This is a genomic window from Duganella sp. Root1480D1 (genome assembly GCF_001427305.1).
In the GTDB taxonomy this organism is placed as follows: Bacteria; Pseudomonadota; Gammaproteobacteria; order Burkholderiales; family Burkholderiaceae_D; genus Rugamonas.
The window spans coordinates 18,655-43,637 of record NZ_LMFZ01000009.1 but is presented as its reverse complement, the minus strand read 5'-3'; the positions used below and the strand labels follow the sequence as shown (position 1 = coordinate 43,637).

The window sequence follows — 24,983 nt, the reverse complement described above, 5'->3', positions numbered from 1 at the left end:
AGAAAACCCCGCTGCTGCGGGGTTTTTTGTTGGCGCTTAGAGGTAGAGCGAAATGATCTCGCGGGTCCAGCGCGATTCATTGTCTTCGCCGGTCTTGAATCGTTCCATCTGTTTTTCCAGGTAGGCGCGGCTTTCCGAGGTGCCCATATCGCCGATGGCCTTCAGTGCCATGGCACGGTCCTGCCAGATGCCGGTCTGCGACTCGTAGCGTCCAACCAGGAATGGCATTTGTGCAGTGGCCTTCAGGATGCCCAGCGAGGACAGGGCGGCCAGCCGCACGTATTCGCTTTCGTGGCTGCTCAGCTTGACGAGTTCGGGAACGGCCAGCTGATTATTGCTGAAGCCGAGCTGGTACACGTCAAGCCAGACGGTATCGAGCGCGATATCGCGGTTGACTTTGTCGATCAGCACCTTGACCTGATCATCGCTGACGGACTGCTTGAACAGTTGCTGGTTCAGCTTGGCCGCCAGTTCCTTGGTCAGTACATCCAATGGAGCGTTGTAGGTCGGATCGATGACTTCGTCGAACGACCATACCGGCACTTTGCCGCGCTTCACGTAAGCTGCCACGTGCTGCACGCCTTGCGGCGTGTCGATATCGGCGCGCAGCGAAGTGAAGGTGACGAACGGCGAGAAGCCGCTGGCGCGGTGGTTTTCAATGCTGATGCGCTTGAAGCTCAGTTTCGTGCCAGCGCCACCGGCTTGCGCCACAGTCACCGGCAAGCCGCGCGCGGACATTTCACGCGCGGTCTGGTCGGCAATCCAATTCACCGCGTTGAACGGCTTATCCTGGTAGGTCAGGTTCATTGGAATCCGGCCGGTCAGCAGTTGTTCCTTGTTCTTGCCATCGCGCGCATCTTCGACGGCCAAGCCAACCGGCTGCGGCGCGGCGCCGTTGTTGTTGTAAGCCACAGTCGACTGCACCGGGTCTTTAACGGGTACGCCCATATTGATGGCGCAACCCGACAGGGTTGCCAGCGCAATGAGCAGGCCAGGCAGCGATTTCAGTTGTTTCACGACGTCCCTTTTTAGTTCTGGTTAAAAAGGGTAATTATAAATTTAATAATGATTATTGTGAATGGTCTGGTGCCAGGCTGAAGACCTCGGCGCTGCCGGGGATCACGCGCAGTGCCGCCCATTCGGCCCCCAGCGCCAGGTGGCCGACGTTCTTGTTCCATTCGATAGCCGGGGCGGCCTTGTCCTGCTTGCGGTTATCCACCAGCAGCAACTGGCCTGAATACTTGTCGGCCTGCGAGCGCACGATGCGGCGGATCTCGGTAAAGCCGTCGCGCTTTTGCGCCAGGCGGGCAAAGAAGCCTTGTTCCACATGGGCGCCGATATCGCCATCCATCACCAGCACGATACCGGCGATGTTCTTGCGCTTGGCGTGCAGGAAGGCGCGGTGCAGCCAGCCGCGGTTGGCCACCATGCGGTCTTCGTATTCGCTGTTGCGGCCAGCTTCGGTCAGGTAGTGGTTGTTCCTGGCCGGCACATTGAGCGTGACGAACAGGACGTTTTCGTATTCCCAATAGGTGTTCTCGGCGTAGTCGCGGAACTTGGCGATGCCGGACTGGCGGTTCAGCGGCAGCTTGCCCTTGCCCAGTGCATCGGGTTCGGCGAAGAACAGTTCGCGAATGCGGTTAAGGCGTTCGATGGCGTTCGACTTGCCGTTGGAGTTGCGGCATTCGGTCCAGTCGCTGCCAGCCGGCAGCAGCACCAGCGGGCGCTCGACGCTGTTCATCAGGTCGCGGCGCTCCAGGTACAGGGCATCGGTGCACGGTTCGCTGGCCGCCTTGAGCCCGATGGCGATCAGGAAGGCCGGCTCGCTGCGGCTCGTTTCCGCCAGCATGCGGCGGAATTCGGTATCGCCTTGGCCCTTGGGGAAGTTGTGGCCGAGCAGGGCGAAGCTGAATTCGCCCTTGCGCGGCGCAGGCTTGTCGCCGCGCGCAAATGCGGCCGGCGCGGCCAGTATGGCGGCCGCCAGCACGGCCGCGGCAGTCAAGGCGTAGCGCCGTTTCATGCCTTTGCCAGGCGTTTGAGCTGGTATAGGCGGTCCAGCGCTTCGCGCGGGGTCATGGCATCCGGGTCGATGTCGTCCAGCGCCGCCAGCAGTTCTTCGGCGCGCGGATCGGCGGCGGGGGCGGCCGATGGCGCCTCGTCGTCGTTGGCATCGGCCACTGGCGCGGCGAACAGGTCGAGCTGCGGCGTTGCGTCCAGCGCTTGCGCTTCCAAGCGCGCCAGGTGCTTGCGCGCGGCCTTGATCACCGGCTGGGGCACGCCGGCCAACTGGGCCACCTGCAAGCCATAGCTTTGCGAAGCAGGGCCGTTCTGCACCGCGTGCAGGAACACGATGGAGTCCTTGTGCTCCACTGCCGACAGGTGCACGTTGGCGGCAGTCGGATGCGCTTCAGGCAACTGGGTCAGTTCGAAATAGTGGGTCGCGAACAGGGTGAAGCTGCGGCTGGTTTCGATCAGGTGGCGCGCAATGGCCCAGGCCAGCGCCAGGCCGTCAAAGGTCGAAGTGCCGCGGCCGATTTCATCCATCAGCACCAGCGAATGTTCGGTGGCGCCGTTCAGGATGGTGGCCGCTTCCGTCATCTCCACCATGAAGGTGGAACGGCCGCCGGCCAGGTCGTCAGTGGCGCCGATACGGGTGAACACGCGGTCGATCGGGCCGATGGTGGCGCTGCTTGCCGGCACATAGCTGCCCACATAGGCCAGCAGGGTTATCAGGGCAACCTGGCGCATGAAGGTCGATTTACCGCCCATGTTCGGGCCGGTGATCAGCAGCAGGCGGCGGTCGGCCATGAACTTGCAGTCGTTGGCGATGAAGCGTTCGATCTGGTTTTCCACCACCGGGTGGCGGCCTTCCACGATATTGATGCAGGGCTCGGCCACCAGGTTCGGCGCGCACCAGTTGTTGCGCAGCGCGTGTTCCGCCAACGAACACAGGGTGTCGACCTGGGCCAGGGCCTGGGCGATCGCTTGCAGCGGGCCGATGAACGGGGCCAGGGCGGCCAGCAGCTCGTCATACAGCATCTTCTCGCGTGCCAGGGCGCGGTCCTGTGCCGACAAGGCCTTGTCTTCGAAAGCTTTCAGTTCCGGCGTGATGTAGCGTTCGCAGTTCTTCAGGGTCTGGCGGCGGCGGTAGTCTTCCGGCACCTTGTCGGCTTGGCCATTGGTGACTTCGATGTAGAAGCCGTGCACGCGGTTGTATTCGACGCGCAGGTTGGCGATGCCAGTGCGTTCGCGTTCGCGGGTTTCCAGGTCGACCAGGAACTGGCCGGCGTTTTCGGACAGGCCGCGCAGTTCATCCAGCTCGGCATCGTAGCCGCGGGCGATCACGCCGCCGTCGCGCACCATGGTGGCCGGCTCCGGCATGATGGCGCGCACCAGCAGGCCGACGCATTCCTCCGGCTCGTTCAGGCCGTGGTGCAGCTTGGCCAGCAAGCCTTGTGCGTTGTCGTGGCTCAGGGCGCGCTGCATGGCGTGCTGCAGCTTGGGCAATTGCTGCAGGCCGTCGCGCAGGGCGGACAGGTCGCGCGGGCGGGCCGACAGCAGGGCCACGCGGGTGGTAATGCGCTCGATGTCCGGCACTTGCGCCAGGTGGTAGGCCAGCGATCCGGTGGTGTCGTGCTGCATCAGCGCGGCGATGGCATCATGGCGCGCGCGGGCCACCGACTGGTCACGCTTGGCGTGGTGCAGCCAGTGGCGCAGCAGGCGCGAACCCATGGCGGTGCGGCAGTGGTCCAGCAGCGAGAACAGGGTAGGGGACTCCTGGCCGCGGATGGTTTCCGTCAGTTCCAGGTTGCGGCGCGTCGCCGCGTCCAGGCCGATGTACTCGTTTTCCGTTTCGCAGGACAGGCTCTTGACGTGCTGCAGGCCGCGGCCCTGGGTCGCTTGCGCATAGCGCAGCAGGGCGCCAGCTGCGCCGAACGCCGCGCCCAGGCCTTCCGCGCCGAAGCCGGTCAGGGTGGCGACCGCCAGCTGGTCCAGCAGGGCCTTGTGGCCGTGCACCACGTCGAAGTGCCAGGCAGGCACGTTGTTGACATGGCAGATCGAGATATCGTCGAACATGTCGGCATCGTCGCCGCGCAGGATTTCAGCCGGCGCGATGCGTTCCAGTTCCTGCCCCAGGCGCGTGTTGACGCTGCGCTGGTCGCCGGAGAATTCCATCAGGCGCAGCGCGCCGGATGCCAGCGACAGCCAGGCCAGGCCGCAGGTGACCACCTTGCGGTTGCTGATCATGGTCATCGAGAGCAGCGGACGCTCCGACTTTTCCGGCAGCAGGTCCGAATCGGTCAGGGTGCCCGGCGTGACCACGCGCACCACCTTGCGTTCCACCGGCCCCTTGGCCAAGGCCGGGTCGCCAAACTGCTCCGCGATCGCGCAAGACTCGCCGACCTTGACCAGCTTGGCCAGGTAGCCATCCAGCGAATGGAAAGGCACGCCCGCCATCTTGATCGGTACGCCGTTCTGGCTGCCGCGCGCCGTCAGCGTAATGCCCAGCACGCGCGAGGCCTTCTCGGCATCGTCAAAGAACAACTCGTAAAAGTCGCCCATGCGGTAGAACACCAGCATGTTCGGGTAATCGGCCTTGATGCGCAGGTACTGTTGCATCATCGGCGTCACTTTTTCGGCCGGGCTGTTCTTGACGGCGTCTGGATTGATTTCGGAGGGGAGGGTGGTCATTTTTCGAAGTTTCGGTCGGGCGTCGCGCCGGGCGCGGGAAAACATTGCATTTTACCCTAGGGGGCGGGTGTGCGGCGACCACGCCAAATCATAGATAAACCGTTCTAATGATGCTCCATAGCAACGGATTGTGCGAGACTTCTTGCCCAAATGCAGTTAAACTTCCGCAAATTATTTTTCGGCAAGACATGTTTTGCTGGTAAAGGAACCCTTGTGAATCAAATATTCAAGCACCGCAGCAGTGGTTTTACCCTGATTGAACTGATGGTTACTATCGCCATCATCGCTGTCCTGGCCGCGATAGCGTTGCCATCATATAAAGACTATGTCATTCGTGGCCACATCCCCCAAGCCACCAACGGCCTGGCGGACATGCGCATCAAGCTGGAGCAATTCTTCCAGGATAACCGTACCTACGCCGGCGCTTGCGACAAGGGCGCTGCGGCAGCGCCATCGACCAACCCGGACTTCACCTTCACCTGCAATATCGCGGCTGACGGCATGAGCTACGGCTTGAAAGCCGAAGGCAAGGGCCCGATGAACGGCTTTACCTATGAAGTCAATGAAAGTAATGCCAGGAAGACATCGGCCGTGCCGACCGGCTGGAGCACCTCGAACACTTGCTGGGTGACCGCGACGGGCGGGCGCTGCTGATGCGTAAGCAAAGTGGTGTGAACCTGATCGAGCTGATGGTCGCCATCAGCATCCTGGGCCTGCTGCTGGCATTGGCCATGCCAAATTTCTCGCGCATGGTGCAGGACGCCCAGAACCGCACTGCGGCGGAATCGGTGCTGAACGGCTTGCAGTTGGCGCGCGCGGAAGCCTTGCGGCGCAGTACACAGGTGCGCTTCACCCTGACCGACAAAGAAGGCAAGGTGGCGTGGACGGTCGGCTGCGTGAACGCCAACATCTGCTCGGCTTCGATTCAGGAGCGTGGGCCGGATGAAGGCGGCAACAACGCGCGGGTTGGCGTCACCACCGTGGCCCTGCCCAAGCCGCTCAAGCCCGATACCTTTGCTTCCATCCTGTCGGCTGGCGCCGGCCTCGATAAGCCGGCCGTGGTCACCTTCGACAGCTTCGGACGGGCCAGCGCTCCTGCCGGCACTGAAATCAGCCGCATCGACGTCACCAACGCCAAGACCAGCGAAGCGCGCCGATATGTCGTGACCGTTGGCGCGGGCGGGCAGGTCCGCATGTGCGATCCCGACACCAGACTGGGTGGCACACCCCAGGGCTGTACTTAAGGAGCAATCCCATGATTCGCAAGTTTAAACCTGGCAGCCAGGACGGCATCGTATTGCTTGAAGCGCTGGCCGCCATCCTGATCTTCTCCTTCGGCATCCTGGCTTTCCTGTGGATGCAGGCCTCGGCAACGCGCCAGGTCACCGATTCCAAATATCGCCTGGAGGCCAGCTTCGCGGCCAACCAGCTATTGGGCGATATGTGGGTGCATCGCGACAAGTGGTCGGATTACATCGGCGATAACCAGGCCGTACCTGGCCTGCCAAACGGCAAACGCACAGTGGCAGTCCAAGGCAATACGGTGACCATCACCATCAATTGGAAGCTTCCTGGCGAGTCCAAGGACCACAAATACCAGGCCGTGGCCCAAATCAACGGTTGAGGAAAATTATGTACCGTTCACACAAAGGCTTCACGCTGATCGAGGTCATGGTCGGCCTGCTGATCGGCATGCTTGGCACACTGATCGTGGCGCAGGCATTCACCAATAACGAAGCGCGCAAGCGCGCCACCACCAGCAATGCCGACGCGCAGGCAAACGGCGCTATCGCGCTGTACATGCTGGAGCGCGATGCCAAGGCCGCCGGCTGGGGCATGGCCGCGGGCAGCAATTCCTATTCGGGCTGCACGACGATCTATGCCTACTGCGACAAGAATGCAAGCTGCGGTGGCGCGGCAGGGGCCCTGACCAATATCAGCTTTGCCCCGGCACTGATCAAGGACGGCGGCACCAAGCCGGACACCCTGGCCATCCAGTATTTCGCCGATCCTAACCTCGGTTCGTCCTTGCCGTCCGGTTCTACCATCACGACCAGGAAAATGCTGCTGCCATCGGCCGAACTGGATGTCGCCAATCCAGCGGCATGCTCGGAGGGCGACCTGGCACTGGTATCCCAGGCCGGCAATTGCACTGTGATGAAAATCACCGAAGTGCAGGACGTGGCGTCCAAGCTGCAGCACAACCCGGGCACGAGCGGGGAATACAACCCGCCGGCCAGTTTTTCCAATGACAATGGTTGGCCAAAGTACCCGTCCGGCGCCAGCGTGACCTGTTTCAAGCCGGCCACCAATGGCCCGATTTTCCGCAAGGTCTATTCCGTCAATACGGCAACGCATGACCTGGAACGCAGCGATAACTCGCAGAATCCAGCCGTCACCAACGAGCTGGTCATGACTGACGTGGTTGACCTGCAGGCCCAGTATGGCGTCGCGCCGGCCGGGACCCAGGCCATCAACGCCTGGGTCAATGCCTCCGACCCGGGCTGGGACAACCCGCTGCCGGCCGACTGGGCGCGCATCAAGGCGATTCGCGTCGCGCTGGTCACGCGTTCCACCCAGTACGAACGTCCCGTTGCCGGCGAAGGCTGCAAAGCGACGACCTCGCTGAAGTCCAGCTGGGCGACGATCAAAACCGACAACTACCCCAGCGATTGGGGCTGCTATCGCTACCGGGTATACGAGACCGTCATCCCGCTGCGTAACGTGATCTGGGGAAAGATATGAAATCGGTAATCAATTCGGCAGGGCGCCGCCGGCAGCACGGTGTGGCGCTGGTGATGGCGCTGATCGTGCTGGTGGCCATGACACTGGCCGGACTGGCCATGATGCGTTCGGTCGATACCTCGTCCATGATCGCGGGCAACCTGGCGTTCAAGCAAAGCGCGGCGATCAGCGCCGATGCGGGCGTGGAAGCGGCGATCGCGTGGCTGAGTGCGCGCCCGGGTGGGCTGGACAACGACGCCGGCGACAGCGGCTACTCCGCCAGCAGCCAGGCGTCGCTCGACTTGACGGGCAACGATACGCCGGAGGCCAACGATGACCTGGACTGGAACGACAAGGGCAATGTGGCCCAGCTTCCAGTCGATGTCGCGGGCAACCAGGTGTCTTACGTGATCCACCGCATGTGCGATGTGGCCGGCGAGTTTGACCCGGCCAAGTGTTCTACCGCGCCATCCGGGGCCCAGGGTATCGGTGACAACAGTATCGGCATTTTGCGCCCGATGCTGACTTACCAGCCGCTCAACAACACCGGGGTCTCCGGCACTACGGTCGCACTTTACCGTATCACTGTGCGGGTGATTGGCCCGCGTTCCAACGTCAGTTTCGTACAGGCGGTTATTTCACAATGAGTATGCGAGACCTATCAATGAGGCCACTCTTTAAACATCTGATGCTGGCAGCACTGTTTACCGGCAGTGTGCTGGGCGCCGCCATGTCGCGTGCTGCCACCACGGACCTGGCGGACAAGCCGCTGGCAAACTCCACGACAGTAGTGCTGCTGCCGAACATCATGCTCGACCTGGATAATTCGGGCAGCATGCTGTGGAACTACATGCCCGACTACGTTCGCATGAAGTCGGGTAATAACTTTGAAAAATATTGCCGCAACACCGACGGCCGGATTACTGCCGTCTGCAATAACGGCGACCCGCCGTTTGCCTCCAGCGCATTCAACAAGATCTACTACAACCCTGCCGTGCGCTACGACTGGCCGGTCAACCATGACGGCGCGCCGCGTCCCGATGCCACCAAGGCGGCGCGGACCTCCTACAAATCGCCATGGTCGGGGATTCCGAGTGACGGTTACGGCAAGCAGCGCGTTGAAACGACTTACGGCGAGACCAACCTGGACTACCCTTGCGGCCCCAGCACTTCTTGCGACAAGCTGAAGGCCGGCGACACCGTAAACCTGATGACGGTCGGTAAAGATGCTGCGAGCTTCCCTGACCGCGTCTGGTGCGATGCCTGGGGCAGTACCTGCGTCAAGGCCATCAGCGGAACGAGCTACGCTTACCCGAACGCTAACTACCCGAATGCCAAAGAGGTGACGGGAGCGCCGTACTACTACAACGTGACCGTGAAATGGTGCGACGCCAATGGCAATAATTGCCAGGCAGCCCGCGACAATGGCCATACCACCGTCAATTACAGCCAGTGGGAACGGGTGGACATCGTGCCGACCCGCACCAGCTATCCCAAGGCTGCCAGCCGTACCGATTGCCGCGGTGCGACGAGCTGCAACTTTGAAGAGGAGATGAGCAATTTCGCGACCTGGTACGCCTGGTACCGCACGCGCGCGCAAATGGCCAAGTCGGCCATCGGCCTGGCTTTCAAGGACGTGCGCGGTACGCCAAAGCAGGTAACCGACGACAAGACCGACGCGAACTACTTCCACGCCCGCATGGGCCTGGTGACCATCGACAACTCCACCATCGCGGTCCCGATCGAGGCCTTCGAGGGCGCGCATAAAGAGTCGTTCTACACGGAACTGTATAAGCTCAACCCGGACACCAGCACGCCGTTGCGTGCTTCGTTGAACGAAGTAGGCCGCCTGTATAAGTTCGGCAAGAACGAAGCGTTCCCGAAAGGCCCGGATCCGATCCAGGCTGCTTGCCAGCGCAACTTCACCATCCTGGCCACCGACGGCTACTGGAACGGCAACGCCCCTTTGTACACCGATGCTGACCGGAGCGTCCAGATGAAGGACCAGGACGGCGACATCAGCAAGGCCCCGCGCCCGTCCTATGCGCCGTACAAGGCCGGCTCGAAAGGCGTGACTGGCGACCAGATCACGCTGGCCGACGTCGCCTTCTACTATTACAACAACGACCTGCGTCCGACTATGGAGAACATCGTCCCGAGCGCGGGCGGTGCAGCCAACATCGGCGATGTGGCCAACCACCAGCACATGACGACGTTCACCCTCGGCCTTGGTGTCGACGGCACGCTGCCTTACCGTAGCGACTACAAGACGGCCAAGGCGGGCGAGTACTACAAGATCCTGCAGGGCCCGCAGAACTGGCCTGCGCCAACCGAGAACACGGCGGAGACCATCGACGACTTGTGGCATGCTGCAGTCAGCGGCCGCGGCACCTATTTCAGTGCCAAGGACCCGGCAGCGCTGCAGGAGAGCCTGCACCAGGCGCTGGGCAGCATCGGCCAGTCCGACGGTAGCGGCGCCGCAGCAGCGACCAGTAACCTGCAGCCGACTGAAGGCGACAACAACATCTATATCGCCAACTACCGCACCGGCGCATGGGATGGCGAGTTGAGCGCCTACGCCATGAACACCACCACCGGCGAAGTCACGGGCGATCCGAAATGGCAGGCTGCCGTGAAGCTGCGCACCAGGATCACTGCCGACGGCGACTCCCGCACCATCTGGACTTCGGACACCAGCAATAACCTGGTGCCGTTTACCACCGGCGATATCTCGCCAGCCCAGAAGGCCTTCTTCAACGAGACGGTCCAGAAGTCGCTGAGCCAATACAAGAATTGGTCTGCCGAACAAATCAAGGCGGCCAACGCCGATACGCTGGTGAAATTCCTGCGCGGCCAGGATCCGCAGGTCGTGGTGGAAAAGGAAAGCAAGCGCCTGTACCGCGAACGCGACAAGATCCTGGGTGACTTTGTTCACTCGCAGCCGGTGTATGTGCGCCAACCGCCCTTCGGCTTCAAGGATGGCGACTACGACAAATTTGCCAACCAGAACTCTGATCGCGCCCCGACCGTTTATGCAGCCTCCAATGATGGCATGCTGCACGCTTTCGACGCTGATACCGGTGAGGAGCGCTGGGCCTACATTCCGCCAATGGTGCTGCCCGACCTGTGGCAACTGGCCAACAGCGACTACGCCGACCGCCACCGCTATTTCCTGGACGGTTCGCTGACGGTGGCCGACGTCAAGATCGGTTCTGACTGGAAGACGATCCTGATCGGCGCCATGGGCAAGGGTGGCCGCGGCTACTACGCACTGGACATCACCGATCCGGCCAAGCCGAAAGTGCTGTGGAACTTTACGGCCGAAGACAACCCGAATCTCGGCTACAGCTTTGGCCCGGCGCACGTCACCAAGGTCAATGGCAAATGGGTGGCGGTGCTGACCTCCGGCTACAACAACGTCGCGGAAGACGGCAAGTACGATGGCGACGGCAAGGGCCATGTGTTCATGCTGGACCTGGCCGATCCGAAACTGAAAGCCAATGCCGTTGATATTTCCACCGGTGAAGGCACGAAAGCCAATCCAAGCGGGCTGGCGCGCCTGAACATTGCTGCGTTCGACTTTAACAAGGATAACTCTGCGGTTGCTGCCTACGGCGGCGACCTGCTGGGCAATCTGTGGCGCTTCGACCTGAAAGCCGCCACCGTGACCAAATTGCTGGCGCTGGACAGCGGCAAGCCGATCATGGCTGCACCGGAACTGACGGAAGGCCCTTCCAAATCCGTGATCGTGTATTTCGGTACCGGCCGTTTCCTGGGCACGAGCGACCTGGTCCTGCCAAAGGACAATATGTCGGTCGACGCGCAAATCGTGGGCGGCATCAAGGACGACCTGGAAACGACCAAGACTGTCTCGTTGAACGCACTCGTGAAGCAGACCATGACTTCGTCCGATACCTCGCGCAATATCGTCGATCCAAAGCGGGTTAACTGGACGAGCGATCTGGGCTGGTACATCGAACTGCCAAGTGTCGGAGAGCGCGTTGCCGTCGATCCGCAACTGTTCGAAGGCACCTTGCTGGTGCCGACCGTGGTGCCAACGGCATCGGACTGCCAGCCGGGCGGTTATAGCTGGCTGTACCAGTTCAACGGCAGCGGCGGCGCGGCCAACGACAAGGCCCCGCTGGGCTCCAGGCTGACTTCGCCGATCGTGGGTATGACGGTGAGCAAGCTGCCAAGTGGCAAACCGGTGATCATTGCCGTTACCGCCGACGGCAAGCGTCCTAAAACGTTTGGTTTGAATAAGCCAGCCCCAGGCGACAGTGGCAATGGTGGCAAGATTGAAACCAAGCGCCTCCAGTGGCGTGAGTTGGGCAAATAAGATGCGGCGCGCACCGTGGGGCAAGGGCAGCGCCCTGGCCCTGACGGTGCTGGCCCACCTGGCCCTCCTGCTTGGCGTCGGCAAGCATGGCAACGCCGCCAGGGCACTGCCACCGCCTGCGCCCGCAGCATTGATGGTGACCCTGTTGCCGGAACCGGTGGCGGCGCCTGCCGAACCTGCCAGGATGCCCGAGGCGGCCCAGCCGCTGGCTGCGGCACCTGTTCCCGTTCCGGTGTCGGCCCCCGAACCGCCGGCCGTGGTGGAGCAAGACCACACCCCTCCCCAATTTTTTCAGTTGCACGTGTTGACCAGTCCGCCAACCGTGGCCGATGGCCTGGCGCGCGGTGAACTGCTTGAGCTGCCCGGCACCAGTGGCGGCTATATCACCGCGCGTTTCTGGATCAACGCGCTGGGCGAAGTGGTGCGCGTTCAGGTGGTCGACGTCGATGGCAACGAAGACGATGAGGAAAAGCTGCTGGCGGCTTTGCGCCATGTGCGTTTCCTGCCCGCCCGCATCGGCCAACTAGCGGTGCACAGTGAGTTGCAGATGGAACTGCGCGTGGTGCGCAGCGCGGGGCTGTAAGGCCAGGCGCGGGCCTAGGCAAGCCGGCGTGCGATGCGGTTCAGGCCAACGGGCGTGACGCCCAGGTAGGCCGCCAATTCCTTCTGCGGTACGCGCTGCACCAGCGCCGGGCGCTCATCGAGCAAGCGCTGGTACATCTGTTCCGGCGTGTACATCAGCAAGTCGCGCTCGCGCACCATTTTCAACTGGGTCAATTGCTGGAAGGCGAAGCGGATCGCCTTCTGCCACGCCAGGTGGCGTTCGCCCAGCGCGTCGATCAGGCGCCAGTCGATGACTTCCAGCACGCTCGGCTCCAGCGCGGCTGCGCCGAAGCTGGTGCAGCCACCCGGCTGGAAGCCGATCGGGCAGGCAAACAATTCGTCCTCCGCCGTGAAGCTCTTGATCCATTCCTTGCCGTCGGGCGTAGTGTAGAACTGCTTGAGCAAGCCGGATCGCACGGCGAACAGGCGCGGGCAGGCGTCGCCTTGGTGAAAGGCGAAGGCGCGTTCGGGCAGTTGCACGAGCTGCACTGCAGCGGCAAGCTGCTCCACTTGCGGCAGTTGTAAGCCGGCAGCTTGTTCCAGGCGGCGCAAGGCACGCACCAGCGTCAGGTGTTCCATGCCTGTGATTATAGGATGACGCCAAGCTGGCGCATCAGCTTCAAGTCCTCGGTGATGCGCCAATGCTGACAGATGCGGCCATCCCTGATCCATTCAATCTGCATTTGCCGCACGTCGATCGATTTGCCCGTGGGCGCGATGCCGAACAAGCTGCCGGTGTGGGTGCCGGTCATGCGAACGAAGGCGGCCACGCGGTCCGGCGCCAGCACCAGGTCTTCGATGGCGTAATGCAGGTCGGGAACCCCCTCGCGCATCATCAGCACGATAGGCTTCAAGCCTTCCGGGCCCGGCTGCGGATCGGGCAGGCCAGGGCTGTGGTTGCGGTAGTCGCTGGCCAGCAGCTCGTCGAGCACGTCGACCTTGCCCTGGTTCCAGACTTCTTCGAAATAGCGCTCGATCAGGCGCGCGTTGGCTTGCAGTGTCATGTCTTCCTCCGTGAAAGAAGACAGCTTAGCGAGGCGAGGGCGCCGTGTAATTAACCCGGGTTAATGCCAGTTGACGACCCGGCCGCGCTGCTGCGGCACCAGCAGGGAAACGTCGCCAGCTTCCACCGCACTGGTGGGATCGGCCAGGAAGCGCGACAGGCCGGCTTCGCCGCTGCGTGCCTGCACGCCGACCCAGGCGTCGCGCCAGGTGTGCTTGGCGGCGTAGAGGGCGGCGTCGGCCAGGCGCTGCAGCGATTCCGGCGTCAGCGCGCTGGGGCGGCCCGGCATGCCGGGGAAGGTGGCAAAGCCGATCGATACGGTCTTGCGCAGCACCTGGCCGCCGGGGATCAGGAACTCGTGGGCGGCGACGGCCAGCCGGATTTTTTCCGCCAGCGCGGGCGCATCGTTGCGGTCGATGAAGCGCGCCACCAGCAGGAATTCCTCGCCGCCCCAGCGCACAATATGGTCGGAGCTGCGCATGCAATCGCCCAGCAGGGCGGCGGTCTGCTGCAGCACGGCGTCGCCGGCGGCATGGCCATGCTGGTCGTTGACGCGCTTGAAGTGGTCGAGGTCGAGCATGAACAGCACCAGGTCCGAATGCGGTTCCGGCGGCATGCTGCGATGGCGGCGGGCGGCCAGGTCGAAGTCGGCCTGGATGGTTTGCTCCAGGTAGCGGCGGTTGTGCAGGCCGGTCAGCGGGTCGGTCAGGCTGGCCTGCTCCAGCCGGCGCGAGGCCGCTTCCAGTTCGGCGGTGCGTTCGGCCACCAGGCGCTCCAGCCGTTCGCCGCGGCGGCGCAGGGCGTGCAGGCGCAGGCGGAACAGGAAAACCACACCCAGTACGCCCAGCACCCACATGGCGCAGCGGAACCACCAGGTCTGGTAGAAGGCCGGCTGTACGTGCAGGGCCAGGGCCCATTCCTGCGGGCTCCATTGGCCGGCGCGGTTGCTGGCCTGGACCCGCAGCTGGTAGTCGCCCGGCGGCAGGTGCGAATAGGCGGCCACGCGCTGGCGGGCGTCGACGTTGACCCAGCCGGCGTCGTAGCCATCGAGGCGGTAGCGGTATTGCTGCTGTTCCGGCGCGCTGAAGTCGGGCGCTGCAAATTCCAGGCGCAGATCGCGCTGGCTGGGCGATAGCGTGCGCTCGGCCAGGATGCCGGCGCCGGGCTGCTCGACGCCGTCAATGGTCAGCGCGGTGGCTGTCACGGCGGGCTTGTATTCCCAGCGCCGCAGCATGTGCGGCCGCACCCGCAGCAAGCCTTCCGGTGAACCGAACAGCAGGTCGCCGTTGCGCATGCGTTCGCGGCTGGCGTAGTAAAGGGTACGGAATTCATTGCCATCGGCGCGGTCGAAACTGCGCCAGCGCCAGGTCAGCGGGTCGATGCGCACGCGGCTGCCCAGCCAGACCTGGCCTTGCGCGTCCTGCAGCAGCGATTCGGGCGGGTGCGGCGGCAGCTTCAGGCGCGTCGACAGCAGGTCGAAGCGCGCCGCCTGGCCGTCGAAAGAGCGCAGGATGGCGGCGCCGGACTGGGTCGCCAGCCAGAGCTGGCCGTCCTTGTCGACCATCAGGTCCGGCACCCAGTTGTCGGGCAGGCTGTCGGCGCGCGCAGGATCGCGGTATATGCGGCGCGCCTTGCCGCTCCTGGTGTCGAATGCATTCAGGCCGTCATTGGTGCCGATCCACAGCGTGCCGTCCGGCGTGAAAGCAAGCGCTTCGACTTCACGGCCGGACAGGCTGGCCGGGTCATCGGGCTGGTGGCGCCAGGTGTTCACCGCGCCATCCTTGCCGATGCGCGCCAAGCCTTGCTGGGCGCCTGCCCACAGCGCGCCGTCGGTGCCAAAAACCATGGTGCGGACCGGGCCGCCCGGCAAGCCTTGCGCGCTGCCGAAGCGCTGGAAGCCTTGCTGGCCGGGGCGCTGGCGGTGCAGGGTGCCGTCCAGCGTCGCTACCCACATGCTGCCATCCGGCCCTTGCGCCAGGCAGGTGATGGCGCCATCGGCCAGCGCGTCGCTGCGCGCGGCGTCGGGCCGGAAGCCTGCCACCAGCTTGCCGCCGGCATCGAGCACGTCGATGCCATTGCCATTGGTGCCCAGCCACAGCCTGCCGTCGGCAGCTTCCAGCGCGCGCACAATGGCGGGATGGCTGGGCCCCAGCGGGTTGGCGGGGCTGTGCCGCAGCTTGAGGAAGGCACGGCTGGAAGGATCGTGATGCGCGATGCCGCCGCCCCAGGTGCCGGCCCAGGCCAGGCCGGAGCGGTCCACCAGCAGGGCGCCAACGCGGTCGTTGCCGATGCTGGAAGTGCTGGTGCTGTCGTATTGCAGGCGGTCGACCACCGCCAGGCTGCTGCCGTCGACCACGTCGATGCCCTTGCCGAAGGTGCCCAGCCAGATTTCGCCAGGCAGCGGTTCGGCAATGCTGTAGATCCAGAAGTGGCCCAGGCCGGACACGCTGCGCAGCGCGCCGTTGGCCGAATCGTACACGGCGGCGCCCTGGCGCGAGCTGCCGATCCAGATGCGGCCCTGGCTGTCCTGGAACAGGCGGATCGCGTTGGCCGGGCCGACCGGCGCCGAGAAGCGGCCATCGCCCAGCCAGCGCTGCAAGCCGGCATCGCCGGCTACCCACAGCCGGCCTTCACGATCGAGCAGCACGGCGCGCAACTGGTTATTGGCCAGGCTGCTGCTGTCGCCTTCCACGTGGCGGTGGTGGGTGAACCGGCCGCTGGCCGGATCGAGGATCGACAGGCCGTTGTCGGTGGCCAGCCACAGCACGCCGCCCGCCAGTTCCGCAATGCCTTCCACCCGGTCGTTGGCCAGGCTGTCCTTGCGCTGCGGGTCGTGGCGGTATTGGATGAAGCGTTCGGTGCGCGGATCGAACACCGACAGGCCGCCGCTGATGGTGCCGATCCACAGCCGGCCGTCGCGCGCGGCGTGCAGGGTGCGGATATAGCTGCCTCCCAGCGCGGCCGGATCGCCGGGACGCGGCCGGAACACCTTGTAGCCATAGCCGTCGTAGCGCACCAGGCCATCCTGGGTGCCGATCCACAGCAAGCCCTGCGCGTCCTGCACCATCGCTGTACTGAGGTGGGCCGGCACCTGGTCCGGCATGGCGATGCGCTGGAACGACACCACGCCCGGACGTTGTTGCGCCGATGCCATAGTGCCCGCAGCGAGCAGGCAGGCCAACAAGGAGGAGCGCAGCAGCGAACGCATTGCCGGAGAGTGTTAAATTGAAACTATCATTATGCCACGCTCAGCTATCTCTGCTAGCATGAACCACACGGGAGGCAGCATGCGCGCATGGTGGGCGATCGGTGTGGCGGGCCTGGCGGCATGGCCGCAGGCGTGGGCGCAGCAGTCGGCGGAAGGGGCGCTGCCAAGTGTGTACGTCACGGCGCAGCGCCGCGCGGAACCGCTGCAGGACGTGCCGCTGAATGTCTCCGTGCTGGCTGGCGATGCGCTCGACGTGCTGGCCGCCAGCGGGCGCGACTTGCGTTACCTGGCCTCGCGCATGCCGAGCCTGCACATCGAATCGGACTTTGGCCGTTCCTTCCCGCGCTTTTACCTGCGTGGCCTGGGCAATACCGACTTCGACCTGAACGCCGCGCAGCCGGTCGGCATCGTGTATGACGAGGTGGTGCAGGAAAACCCGCTGCTCAAGTCCTTCCCCCTGTTCGACCTGCAGCAGGTGGAAGTACTGCGCGGGCCGCAGGGCAGCCTGTTCGGGCGCAACGCACCGGCCGGCGTGGTGAAGTTCGATTCCGCGCGGCCGGCCTTCAGGACGGAAGGCTATGCCAGCGCCGCTTATGGCAAGGACGAGATGCGCAACGTCGATGGTGCATTCAATGCGCCGCTGGGCGAGACGCTGGCGCTGCGCGTATCGCTGCTCAGCCAGCACCGTGCCAACCGCGTCTTCAACGACCGCCCCGGTGCGCCCACTACGGAATTCGAGGGCTATCACGACAACGCGGCGCGGGTGCAGCTGCTGTACCAGCCCAGTGCCGCCTTCAGCGCTCTGCTGAACGGGCACGGGCGCCGCATGGCGGGACGCGCCACGCTGTTCCGCGCCAACATCCTGCAAAAGGGCAGCAATGCACTGGCGCCCGGCTTTGATTACGCCAGCCTGCCGACTGACGGCGCCAACCACCAGTTCCTGAAAACGAACGGCGCCAGCTTGCGCCTGCGCTGGCAGTTCGACGGACTCTCACTGCACTCCATATCGGGCTGGGAACGGGCGCGCTTTTACAGTCGCGCCGACGTGGATGCCGGTTATGGCGCGCTGTCGCATTTGCCGATGGGTCCGGGCCGCATTCCATTCCCGTCCGAGACTGCCGATGCGTTGCCAGGGCACAAGCAGTTGACGCAGGAGTTCAGGCTGGAATCGGACGCCGCCCGGGCGTGGAGCTGGCTGGCCGGCGTGTACGGCTTCAAGGAAGAGATCAGGATCGACAGCTACAGCTTCGACACCTTCAATGGCAATCGCCAGAATGCTTACGCCTGGCAGCAGCAGGAGAGCCGTTCGCTGGCCGCCTTCGGCGCCGTGTCGTGGCGTGCACGGCCAGGCCTGTTGCTGCACGCCGGCCTGCGCTACACCAAGGACCGCAAGGAGTTCCTCGCCGCCCGCCCGCAGCCGGCGCCGGGCGCGCTGCCGATCGCCGGACTGGCGGCGGCGCCGCGCGGCAACAACCTCAGCTGGGACCTTGGCGCGACGCAGGCACTGTCGCCCGACAGCCATGTGTACGCGCGCGTCGCCACCGGCTACCGCGCGCCGTCGATCCAGGGCCGCATCCTGTTTGGTAACAGCATTTCCGAGGCGCGCGCCGAACGGGCACTGAGCTGGGAGGCTGGCTGGAAGCGGGATTTCATGCAGCGCCGCGCGCGCCTCGGCTTCGCCTTGTTCCGTTATACGGTCGACGATATGCAGCTCACGGCCGGCAGCGGCGTCGTCAACCAGAACCGCCTGGTCAACGCCGCCAGGGTGCGCGGGCAGGGCGCCGAGGTGGAATGGCTGGTGCGCCCCAACAGTGAATGGACGGCCAGCCTGGGCGCCAGTTACAACGCGACGAAGATCCGCGATGGCGGCCTGTTCGTGATCCCTTGCGGCAATGGCTGCACGGTGCTCGACCCGCGCGCAAGCGCACCCAATAGTGTCTCGATCGATGGCAACCCGCTGCCGCGCTCGCCGCGCTGGATCGCCAATGCCACGCTGCGCTACAGCCAGCCCTGGCGCAGCGGCGAGCTGTTTGTCCATACCGACTGGGCCTATCGCGGCAAGTACAACTTCTTCCTGTACCAGGCGGCCGAGTACAAGGCGCGGCCCTTGCTCGAAGGCGGCCTGCGGCTTGGCTACAAGGACGGGCGCGAGCGTTACGAGATGGCAGCCTTCGTGCGCAATGTGAGCAACAAACTGGTCGCGGTGGCGGCAATCGACTTCAACAACTTCACAGGCGTGGTCAACGAACCGCGCACCTACGGCCTGCAGCTCAAGCTCAATTACTGATACTACTGATATTTGGACGTCATGCGCAGCCACAGCGGGTCTTCGCGCATGCGCTTGACGATCGGCGCCAGTTTGTCGAACAGGTCAATGCGCCCCAGTGGCACCAGGAAGCGGCGTTCGGTGGCGCGGCCCGGCAAATCGACGAAGGTCAGGCTGCCGTGCAAGCCGTGCAGGCGCACGAAATAGCGCGCTGCCGATTCCGACACCGCCACGCAATCGATGCGGCCGCGGCGCAGCTTCTCCAGGTTGATCTCCTCGCTCATGGCATCCTGGCGCTGCAGGCCGTGGCGCTGTATCCATTCATCGATTCCCGGATAGACATAGCCCAGCGTCAGGCCGATTGATTTGCCGGCCAGCCCTTGCGGGACATCCATCTGCACCGGACGTTCGGCGCGCGACACCAGCACGAAGTGATCGATGGCGAAGGCCGTGGTCCACAGGTATTTCTTCTGTGCGACGTCATCAAACCATTGGGGCATCATGCCAATAACGACGCCGTCCAGCGTGCCGTCTTCCAGCCGCATCTGCAGCCGTTTGCGCGGCAGGTAGGCCAGCCGGAAACTGGTGCCGTCCGTGGCCTGTTTGTTCAGGTAGTCGATTGCTTCGTAATAGATACCGCGGGTGCCGTCGATCACCAGGGGCGCGAAATTGGCGCTGGTATATACCGTCACTGTTTCCGCCCTTGCCGCAGGCAGCAGCAAAGACACAATCAGCGTCAGCAACGGCATTAAAAATTTCATACACGCACTATAGCAAAGCGCTTTTACATGCATCATGAAAGTTAAATTCTTCATTTGCAATTGTTTCGCGCGGCTGCAACACAAATAGGGATTAAGAAAAAGATTTGCGTAGCAAATTCTAACGAATTGTAACGCTGGGCCATAAATCGGCATAAGATCAAAGCAAGAGGTATCGCGGTGCTGACACGCACTTTTTGCCAAACTTGACTTTAGGAAACTGCCATGAATCCTACCTCCCTTCTCGCTCAACTCAAGCTGGGTCATAAGTTCATGATCCTCGGCCTGATCGCGGCGCTGCTGGCAATCATTCCCGCTTATCTCTACATGCGTGAAGCCGGCAAGGTGCTGGAAGCCTACCAGGGCGAATATGAAGGCCTGCCTATCGTGGTGGACGGCCTGAAAGTCGTCCAATACACGCAACAGCACCGCGGCTTGTCGGCGCTGGTACTGGGGGGCGTGAACGCCGCGGCTGAAAAACGCCGCGCCAAGCAGATCGAGGCGGACGCAGCTTACGCCCGCCTGGAAAAGGCTGCTGCCGCGCTGGGCGACAAGGCCATCATCGATGCCTTCGCCGCTGCCAAGCAGGAATGGGAAACCCTGCGCAACAATGTGGCCGAAGGCAAGATCACCGTGCCGCAAAGCTATGCCGGACATACTGGCCTGATGCCCAAGCTGCTCAAGGTCAATGAGCTGATTGGCGACGCCTATGGCCTGAGCCTGGATCCCGACAAGGATACCTACCAGCTCATCCAGTCGATGTTTTACCAGTTGCCATGGCTGACCGAGGAGACCGGCAAGACCCGCGCCAAAGGGGCGGGCCTGCTGGCAAAAAAAGAAGCCACGCCTGAAGACCGCATGCAGCAAGCGGCCATCATGTCGCGCGTGACAGACCGCCTGGACCAGACGCTGACTGCCTTTGGCAAGGCTGGCGCAGCCAATCCTGCCATCGACGCCAAGCTCGGTGCGCAATTGCGCGCTGCGGGGGATGCTGCGCGCAAGATCGTCGAACTTGGCACGGAACAGATCGTCAAAGCCGATCCGCTGACGTATTCCGGCGAGGAATGGGTGGCCAAGACTACGGCGGCAATCGATATGCAGTTCGCGGTCAACGAGGCGGCGGCGAAGGAAATCGAAGCCATGCTGTCCGGGAAGATCTCCGGCTTTACCGAACAGCGCTGGATCATGGTGGTCTCGATGGTGCTGCTGTTTGCGCTTGCGGCATGGATCTGCGTGTTGATTGCCCGTTCGGTGACGGGGCCGCTGCAAAATGCCATCGCCGTGGCGGACGAGGTGGCGCAGGGGAAACTCGATAGCGACTTCGACGTCGGCCCGCCCAATGAAGTGGGGCAGTTGCTGCGCTCGCTCAAGACCATGAGCGAGAGCTTGCGCGGCATCGTGTCCGACGTGCGCGCCAGCGTGGACCAGATCAATGCCGCCAGCCGCGATATCGCGACCGGCAATGCCGACGTGTCCTCGCGGCTGGAAGCGCAAGCCTCCAACCTGGAAGAGACCGCGTCGTCGATGGAAGAACTGACTTCCACCGTCAAGCAGACTGCCGACAATGCGCGCCAGGCCAACCACCTGGTGCATACCGCTTCCGGCGTGGCCAGCAAGGGCGGCGAAGTGGTGTCGCAAGTGGTGCAGACCATGGGCGAAATCAATGACAGCTCGCGCAAGATCGTGGACATCATCGGCGTGATCGATGGCATCGCCTTCCAGACCAATATCCTCGCGCTCAACGCCGCAGTGGAAGCGGCGCGCGCCGGCGAGCAGGGACGCGGCTTTGCGGTGGTGGCCTCCGAAGTGCGCAACCTGGCGCAGCGTTCGGCCTCGGCGGCCAAGGAGATCAAGGACTTGATCAGCCATAGCGTCGACCGCGTCGAAACCGGCAACCGCCTGGTCGGCGAAGCCGGCCTGGCAATGCAGGAAGTGTTGAAGAGCGTGCAGGGCATTACCACCATCATGCAGGAAATCGCCACCGCATCGGCCGAGCAGGGTAACGGCATCGAGCAAATCAATATGGCCGTGACGCAGATGGACGACACCACGCAGCAGAACGCGGCGCTGGTGGAGCAGACCGCGGCCGCATCGGCCAGCCTGCAGGACCAGGCGCAAATGCTGGTGAAATCGATCAGCATCTTCACGCTGGGAAATGAGGGCGCGGCCGCACCGGCAGTGCGTAAATCAGCTGCCTCGCGGCGCTTGCCAGGCAATGTGCGCGCATTGCGGGCGGCCTCGGTATAATTTCTTGCATGGAAAAGCTCAGGGACTTAGCCACCATTATCTCGGAAGTGCAGCGTGGGGAACTGGTATTCCCCACCAGCGTCAATGCCGCACTGGCATTGCAGCTTGCATTGGCTGACCCTGATTGTCACGACGATGAAATAGCGCGCAAGGTGCTGGGCGAACCGGTGCTGGCGGCGCGTGCCGTCGCCCTGGCCAATGCCGCAGTGTTCCGGCGCCACGGCGCGCCGGCCATCACCAGCGCCCGCGCTGCCGTGATGCGGCTTGGCTACCGCAACCTGTATTCGCTGGCCGCCGCCATGGTGGTACGCCAGTTCGGCGCCCGCATCCGCGATCCCCAACTGCGCGAGCGCGCCGAGCAATTGTGGAAGTATTCCGCCCACGTGGCAGCCATCGCCTACCAGGTGGCGCACCATATCACCCGCACAGATCCCGACACCGCGCTGTTTGCCGGTATCGTGCATGAGGCCGGCAATTTCTTCCTGCTGTCGCAGGCTGACCAGCTACCTGGCTTGCTCGATGAAATGGGCTCGCGCCTGGGTCCGGTACAGGAAATCGTGGCGCGTGAAGTGCTGCGCAAGCTGCAAGTGCCGGAAGCGGTGGGCGCCGCCATCATGACGCTGCGCGATGGCGCCATCAGCCTGCCGCCGTCCGGCCTGCGCGACACGCTGCTGCTGGCGCGCCACCTGTGTCCCGTGCTGTCGCCGCTGCCTGCGCTGCAGGACGATTACCTGGTGCGGCGCTCCGACATCGTGCAATGCCTGGAAAATTTCCCCGACCTTGCCGAACTGCTCGACCTGGCCGCCGCCGAAGCGCGCTCGATGGGGGCGGCGCTACTGGCCTGAGGCGGTTGGCGGTGCATCTTCCAGCAACTGTCTGGCCAGCAGCCTGGCGTGCGGCGTCAGGGCCGAAAAGTCGCGCGCGCACAGGTAGAGGCGGCGCGTGGCCCAGGTTTCCGCCAGCGGCGCGATGGCCAGCTCGCGCCGCAATTGCCGCGCCACGGCACCTGACATGATGGAAATGCCGATACCGGCTTCGACGTGCATGGCCACATGGTCGATGTTGCGCAACAGGATGCGGTAGTCGAGCTGGTGGCCCAGGCGCGAGGCGCGCTCGCCGAGGTGGGTTTCGAGTGCGGTATCGGCGATGCCGACAATAGGCTCGCCAAGGATGTCGGCGAATGTCACGGCAGTTTTCCTGGCCACGCGATGGGCATGGCTGGCGACCACCACCAACTGGTCGCTGGCGATCAGGTGCGTTTGCAGTGGGCCGAAGTCGGTGATGTCGGCTACGATGCCCAGGTCGGCGCGGCGGTCCACCATGGACTGGACGATTTCCGCGCTGGGGCGCTCCAGCAAATCAATCGACAGGTCGCGATAGGCGGCGAGGAAGCGGCACAGGTGGGGCGGCAGGAATGCCGCCAGGGCGGCGGAATTGGACAGCAGGCGGATGCGGCCCTTCAAGCCCGTTGCATAGGTGCGCAATTCGCCGCGCATCTGCTCGACCTGGCCCAGGATCGAGCGCGCGTGGCGCACCAGCGCTTCGCCTGCCGCAGTGGCGCGCACGCCGCGCCGGTTGCGCTCAAGCAGCGCAGCGCCCAGCGCCGCCTCCATGCCGGCAATACGTTCACTGACCGAGGCCAGCGCCAGGTGCATGGTGCGCGCGCCCTGGGTCAGGCTGCCGCATTCCACCACGGTGAGGAAAAGCCGCATATCGGTCAGGTCAAAGCGCATCAGAAGTCTCCAGCATTCGGAATTTCCGAAGTGTAGCACCGGAATTGCCAGATTGCGTGGCTGCCGCCGGGCGACTAACATCGTTGGCATGGATGCGATGATTCTGACTTTTTCCGCAGGGTTGCTGGCCGGAGCGATGAACGCGCTGGCCGGCGGCGGCTCTTTCGTCAGCCTGCCGGCGCTGATTACCGTGGGTGTGCCACCGGTTCAGGCGAATGCTTCCAGCACGGTGGCGCTGTTTCCAGGCGGGCTGGCCAGCGCCTGGGCCTACCGCGACGGGCTGCGGCCGGTCGGCGGGGTGCCGCTGCGCGCGCTGCTGGTCGCAACGCTGTGCGGCGGCCTGGCCGGCGCCTTGCTGTTGCTGCGCACTTCATCGACTGCTTTCACCCTGGTGCTGCCATGGCTGCTTCTGGTAGCGTCGGTTGCGCTGGCCTTTGGACGGCGCCTGGGCAACGCCTTGCGCGCACGCTGGCAGGTGCACGCACCGGCGGTGCTGGCGGTGCAGTTCGCGCTGGGCGTGTACGGCGGTTACTTCGGCGGGGCAGTGGGGATCATGATGATGGCCATGTGGGGCTTGATCGACAAGCGCGACCTGAAGGATCTGAATGCACCGCGCACCTTGCTGGTCAGCGCTGCCAATGCGGTGGCGGTGCTGGCGTTCAGCATGGCCAATGCGGTGCACTGGCCCGTAACGCTGGCGATGCTGGCTGGCGCCGTCGTCGGCGGCTACGGTGGCGCCAGGATTGGGCGGCGCGCACCGCCCGAGGTGATCCGCGCCATCACGCTAGCCGCGACGTCCGGTATTACGCTGGCATTTTTCTGGAAGACTTACTTCGGAGGGAATCATGCTTAACGCATTGCTGGAAACAATCGGGACGCTTGGTGTCCTGGTCAGTATCGCCGTAAAGGTCGGAGCGGTCTTGCCTAAGGCTCAAAGTCGAAGTCAAGCAGTTCGTCAACAGTGAACGGTAGCACTGCCGGGAAACGCGCGGCGGCCAAGCCTGTTTCGCGTGCAGCTTGCCGTACTGCGACCGTGTAGGCGCCAACTGCTTCGTCGGGCAAGTCATGCTGCAAGCTGGGGTAGTGCTGCAAGAGCTGAGCTATTCGGGCGCGCTGTTCGCAGATCGTCTTATGCCAACTACTCGACTTTCGTTTCGGCTGGAAGCTGCATTTGAGCAAATGTACCTCCAGCACCCGCAGGCGGCTGGCAAGTTGGTGTCGAATATGGGACGCCATGCTGGTCAACTCCTCGTAGAGGTTGGGGATGTCGAGCAAAACGAATTTGCGGTCGCGCAGCAAGGCGGCCTGGGTTTCGACCCAGGGAATGAAATCTTCTTCGTAAGCGGTATGGTTCATGGCTAGCCTCCCAAAGGACAGGCTAGGCGTTGAAACTTGCCCCAGTCAAGCGCG

General features: G+C 63.6%; 20 protein-coding genes. 11 read left to right on the top strand and 9 right to left on the bottom strand.

The features are described 5' to 3' along the window. Positions 1-36: 36 nt before the first annotated feature. Genes ASD58_RS11160 through mutS form a run of 3 tightly spaced genes read right to left on the bottom strand, consistent with a single transcriptional unit; the run spans position 37 to position 4,692 of the window. Positions 37-1,017 (bottom strand): HEAT repeat domain-containing protein, encoded by a 981-nt coding sequence (locus tag ASD58_RS11160; protein ID WP_057261197.1) that lies wholly within the window; start codon positions 1,015-1,017, stop codon positions 37-39. A 52-nt stretch (positions 1,018-1,069) separates the two neighbouring features. After that, positions 1,070-2,020: a hypothetical protein gene (locus ASD58_RS11155; protein ID WP_057261196.1), complete on the bottom strand. Its 951-nt coding sequence runs from the start codon at positions 2,018-2,020 to the stop codon at positions 1,070-1,072. Continuing rightward, the gene (mutS, locus tag ASD58_RS11150; RefSeq protein ID WP_057261195.1) at positions 2,017-4,692 is read right to left on the bottom strand and encodes a DNA mismatch repair protein MutS; all 2,676 of its coding nucleotides are present in this window, start codon (positions 4,690-4,692) and stop codon (positions 2,017-2,019) included. The genes ASD58_RS11155 and mutS overlap by 4 nt, the downstream gene beginning before the upstream one ends. 213 nt (positions 4,693-4,905) lie before the next feature. On the opposite strand from mutS, the gene ASD58_RS32180 reads away from it, so the two are divergent. Genes ASD58_RS32180 through ASD58_RS11115 form a run of 7 tightly spaced genes read left to right on the top strand, consistent with a single transcriptional unit; the run spans position 4,906 to position 12,338 of the window. Next, positions 4,906-5,346, top strand: coding sequence for a type IV pilin protein (locus tag ASD58_RS32180; RefSeq protein WP_304438516.1), 441 nt, complete (start codon positions 4,906-4,908; stop codon positions 5,344-5,346). Then, the gene (locus ASD58_RS11140) at positions 5,346-5,936 is read left to right on the top strand and encodes a GspH/FimT family pseudopilin (protein WP_156401240.1); all 591 of its coding nucleotides are present in this window, start codon (positions 5,346-5,348) and stop codon (positions 5,934-5,936) included. Before ASD58_RS32180 ends, ASD58_RS11140 begins: the two co-directional genes overlap by 1 nt. Before the next feature lie 11 nt (positions 5,937-5,947). Continuing rightward, positions 5,948-6,316 (top strand): hypothetical protein, encoded by a 369-nt coding sequence (locus tag ASD58_RS11135; RefSeq protein WP_057261193.1) that lies wholly within the window; start codon positions 5,948-5,950, stop codon positions 6,314-6,316. A gap of 8 nt (positions 6,317-6,324) precedes the next feature. Continuing rightward, entirely contained in the window at positions 6,325-7,437 is a 1,113-nt protein-coding gene (locus ASD58_RS11130; RefSeq protein ID WP_057261192.1) for a PilW family protein, read from the top strand. Next, entirely contained in the window at positions 7,434-8,063 is a 630-nt protein-coding gene (locus tag ASD58_RS11125; protein WP_057261191.1) for a hypothetical protein, read from the top strand. Before ASD58_RS11130 ends, ASD58_RS11125 begins: the two co-directional genes overlap by 4 nt. Positions 8,064-8,080: 17 nt before the next feature. Then, the gene (locus tag ASD58_RS11120) at positions 8,081-11,755 is read left to right on the top strand and encodes a pilus assembly protein (RefSeq protein WP_162253008.1); all 3,675 of its coding nucleotides are present in this window, start codon (positions 8,081-8,083) and stop codon (positions 11,753-11,755) included. Between the two features lies 1 nt (position 11,756). Then, positions 11,757-12,338, top strand: coding sequence for a hypothetical protein (locus ASD58_RS11115; RefSeq protein WP_057261189.1), 582 nt, complete (start codon positions 11,757-11,759; stop codon positions 12,336-12,338). A 14-nt stretch (positions 12,339-12,352) separates the two neighbouring features. On the opposite strand, the gene ASD58_RS11110 is transcribed toward ASD58_RS11115, so the two are convergent. The 3 genes from ASD58_RS11110 to ASD58_RS11100 are packed head-to-tail and all read right to left on the bottom strand — an operon-like array spanning position 12,353 to position 16,569. Then, on the bottom strand, positions 12,353-12,937 hold the full coding sequence (locus ASD58_RS11110) for a Crp/Fnr family transcriptional regulator (protein WP_057261188.1): 585 nt from the start codon (positions 12,935-12,937) through the stop codon (positions 12,353-12,355). Between the two features lie 8 nt (positions 12,938-12,945). Beyond that, complete coding sequence (locus tag ASD58_RS11105) at positions 12,946-13,362, bottom strand: ester cyclase (protein WP_057261187.1); 417 nt, start codon at positions 13,360-13,362, stop codon at positions 12,946-12,948. A 60-nt stretch (positions 13,363-13,422) separates the two neighbouring features. Next, positions 13,423-16,569, bottom strand: a complete 3,147-nt coding sequence (locus tag ASD58_RS11100; RefSeq protein ID WP_057261186.1) for a ligand-binding sensor domain-containing diguanylate cyclase — start codon at positions 16,567-16,569, stop codon at positions 13,423-13,425. A 79-nt stretch (positions 16,570-16,648) separates the two neighbouring features. Between ASD58_RS11100 and ASD58_RS11095 the strand changes: the two genes are divergently transcribed. Next, complete coding sequence (locus tag ASD58_RS11095; protein ID WP_229209961.1) at positions 16,649-18,856, top strand: TonB-dependent receptor; 2,208 nt, start codon at positions 16,649-16,651, stop codon at positions 18,854-18,856. Between the two features lie 2 nt (positions 18,857-18,858). On the opposite strand, the gene ASD58_RS11090 is transcribed toward ASD58_RS11095, so the two are convergent. Next, positions 18,859-19,584, bottom strand: coding sequence for an ABC transporter substrate-binding protein (locus tag ASD58_RS11090; RefSeq protein WP_229209960.1), 726 nt, complete (start codon positions 19,582-19,584; stop codon positions 18,859-18,861). 234 nt (positions 19,585-19,818) lie between these two features. On the opposite strand from ASD58_RS11090, the gene ASD58_RS32625 reads away from it, so the two are divergent. After that, complete coding sequence (locus ASD58_RS32625; RefSeq protein ID WP_057261183.1) at positions 19,819-21,840, top strand: methyl-accepting chemotaxis protein; 2,022 nt, start codon at positions 19,819-19,821, stop codon at positions 21,838-21,840. An 8-nt stretch (positions 21,841-21,848) separates the two neighbouring features. Further along, positions 21,849-22,685: an HDOD domain-containing protein gene (locus ASD58_RS11080; protein ID WP_057261182.1), complete on the top strand. Its 837-nt coding sequence runs from the start codon at positions 21,849-21,851 to the stop codon at positions 22,683-22,685. Here ASD58_RS11080 and ASD58_RS11075 read toward each other — a convergent pair. Beyond that, positions 22,674-23,573 carry a LysR family transcriptional regulator gene (locus tag ASD58_RS11075; protein ID WP_057261181.1) on the bottom strand — a complete coding sequence of 300 codons (900 nt, stop codon included), beginning with the start codon at positions 23,571-23,573 and terminating at the stop codon, positions 22,674-22,676. The two genes, ASD58_RS11080 and ASD58_RS11075, sit on opposite strands and share 12 nt — an antisense overlap. Positions 23,574-23,661: 88 nt before the next feature. Here ASD58_RS11075 and ASD58_RS11070 point away from each other — a divergent pair, with 88 nt between their 5' ends. Further along, on the top strand, positions 23,662-24,426 hold the full coding sequence (locus ASD58_RS11070; protein WP_057261180.1) for a sulfite exporter TauE/SafE family protein: 765 nt from the start codon (positions 23,662-23,664) through the stop codon (positions 24,424-24,426). Positions 24,427-24,497: 71 nt separating this feature from the next. On the opposite strand, the gene ASD58_RS11065 is transcribed toward ASD58_RS11070, so the two are convergent. Beyond that, a complete protein-coding gene (locus ASD58_RS11065; RefSeq protein WP_057261179.1) occupies positions 24,498-24,929 on the bottom strand; it encodes a DUF29 domain-containing protein in 432 nt (143 codons plus the stop codon). Positions 24,930-24,983: the final 54 nt, after the last annotated feature.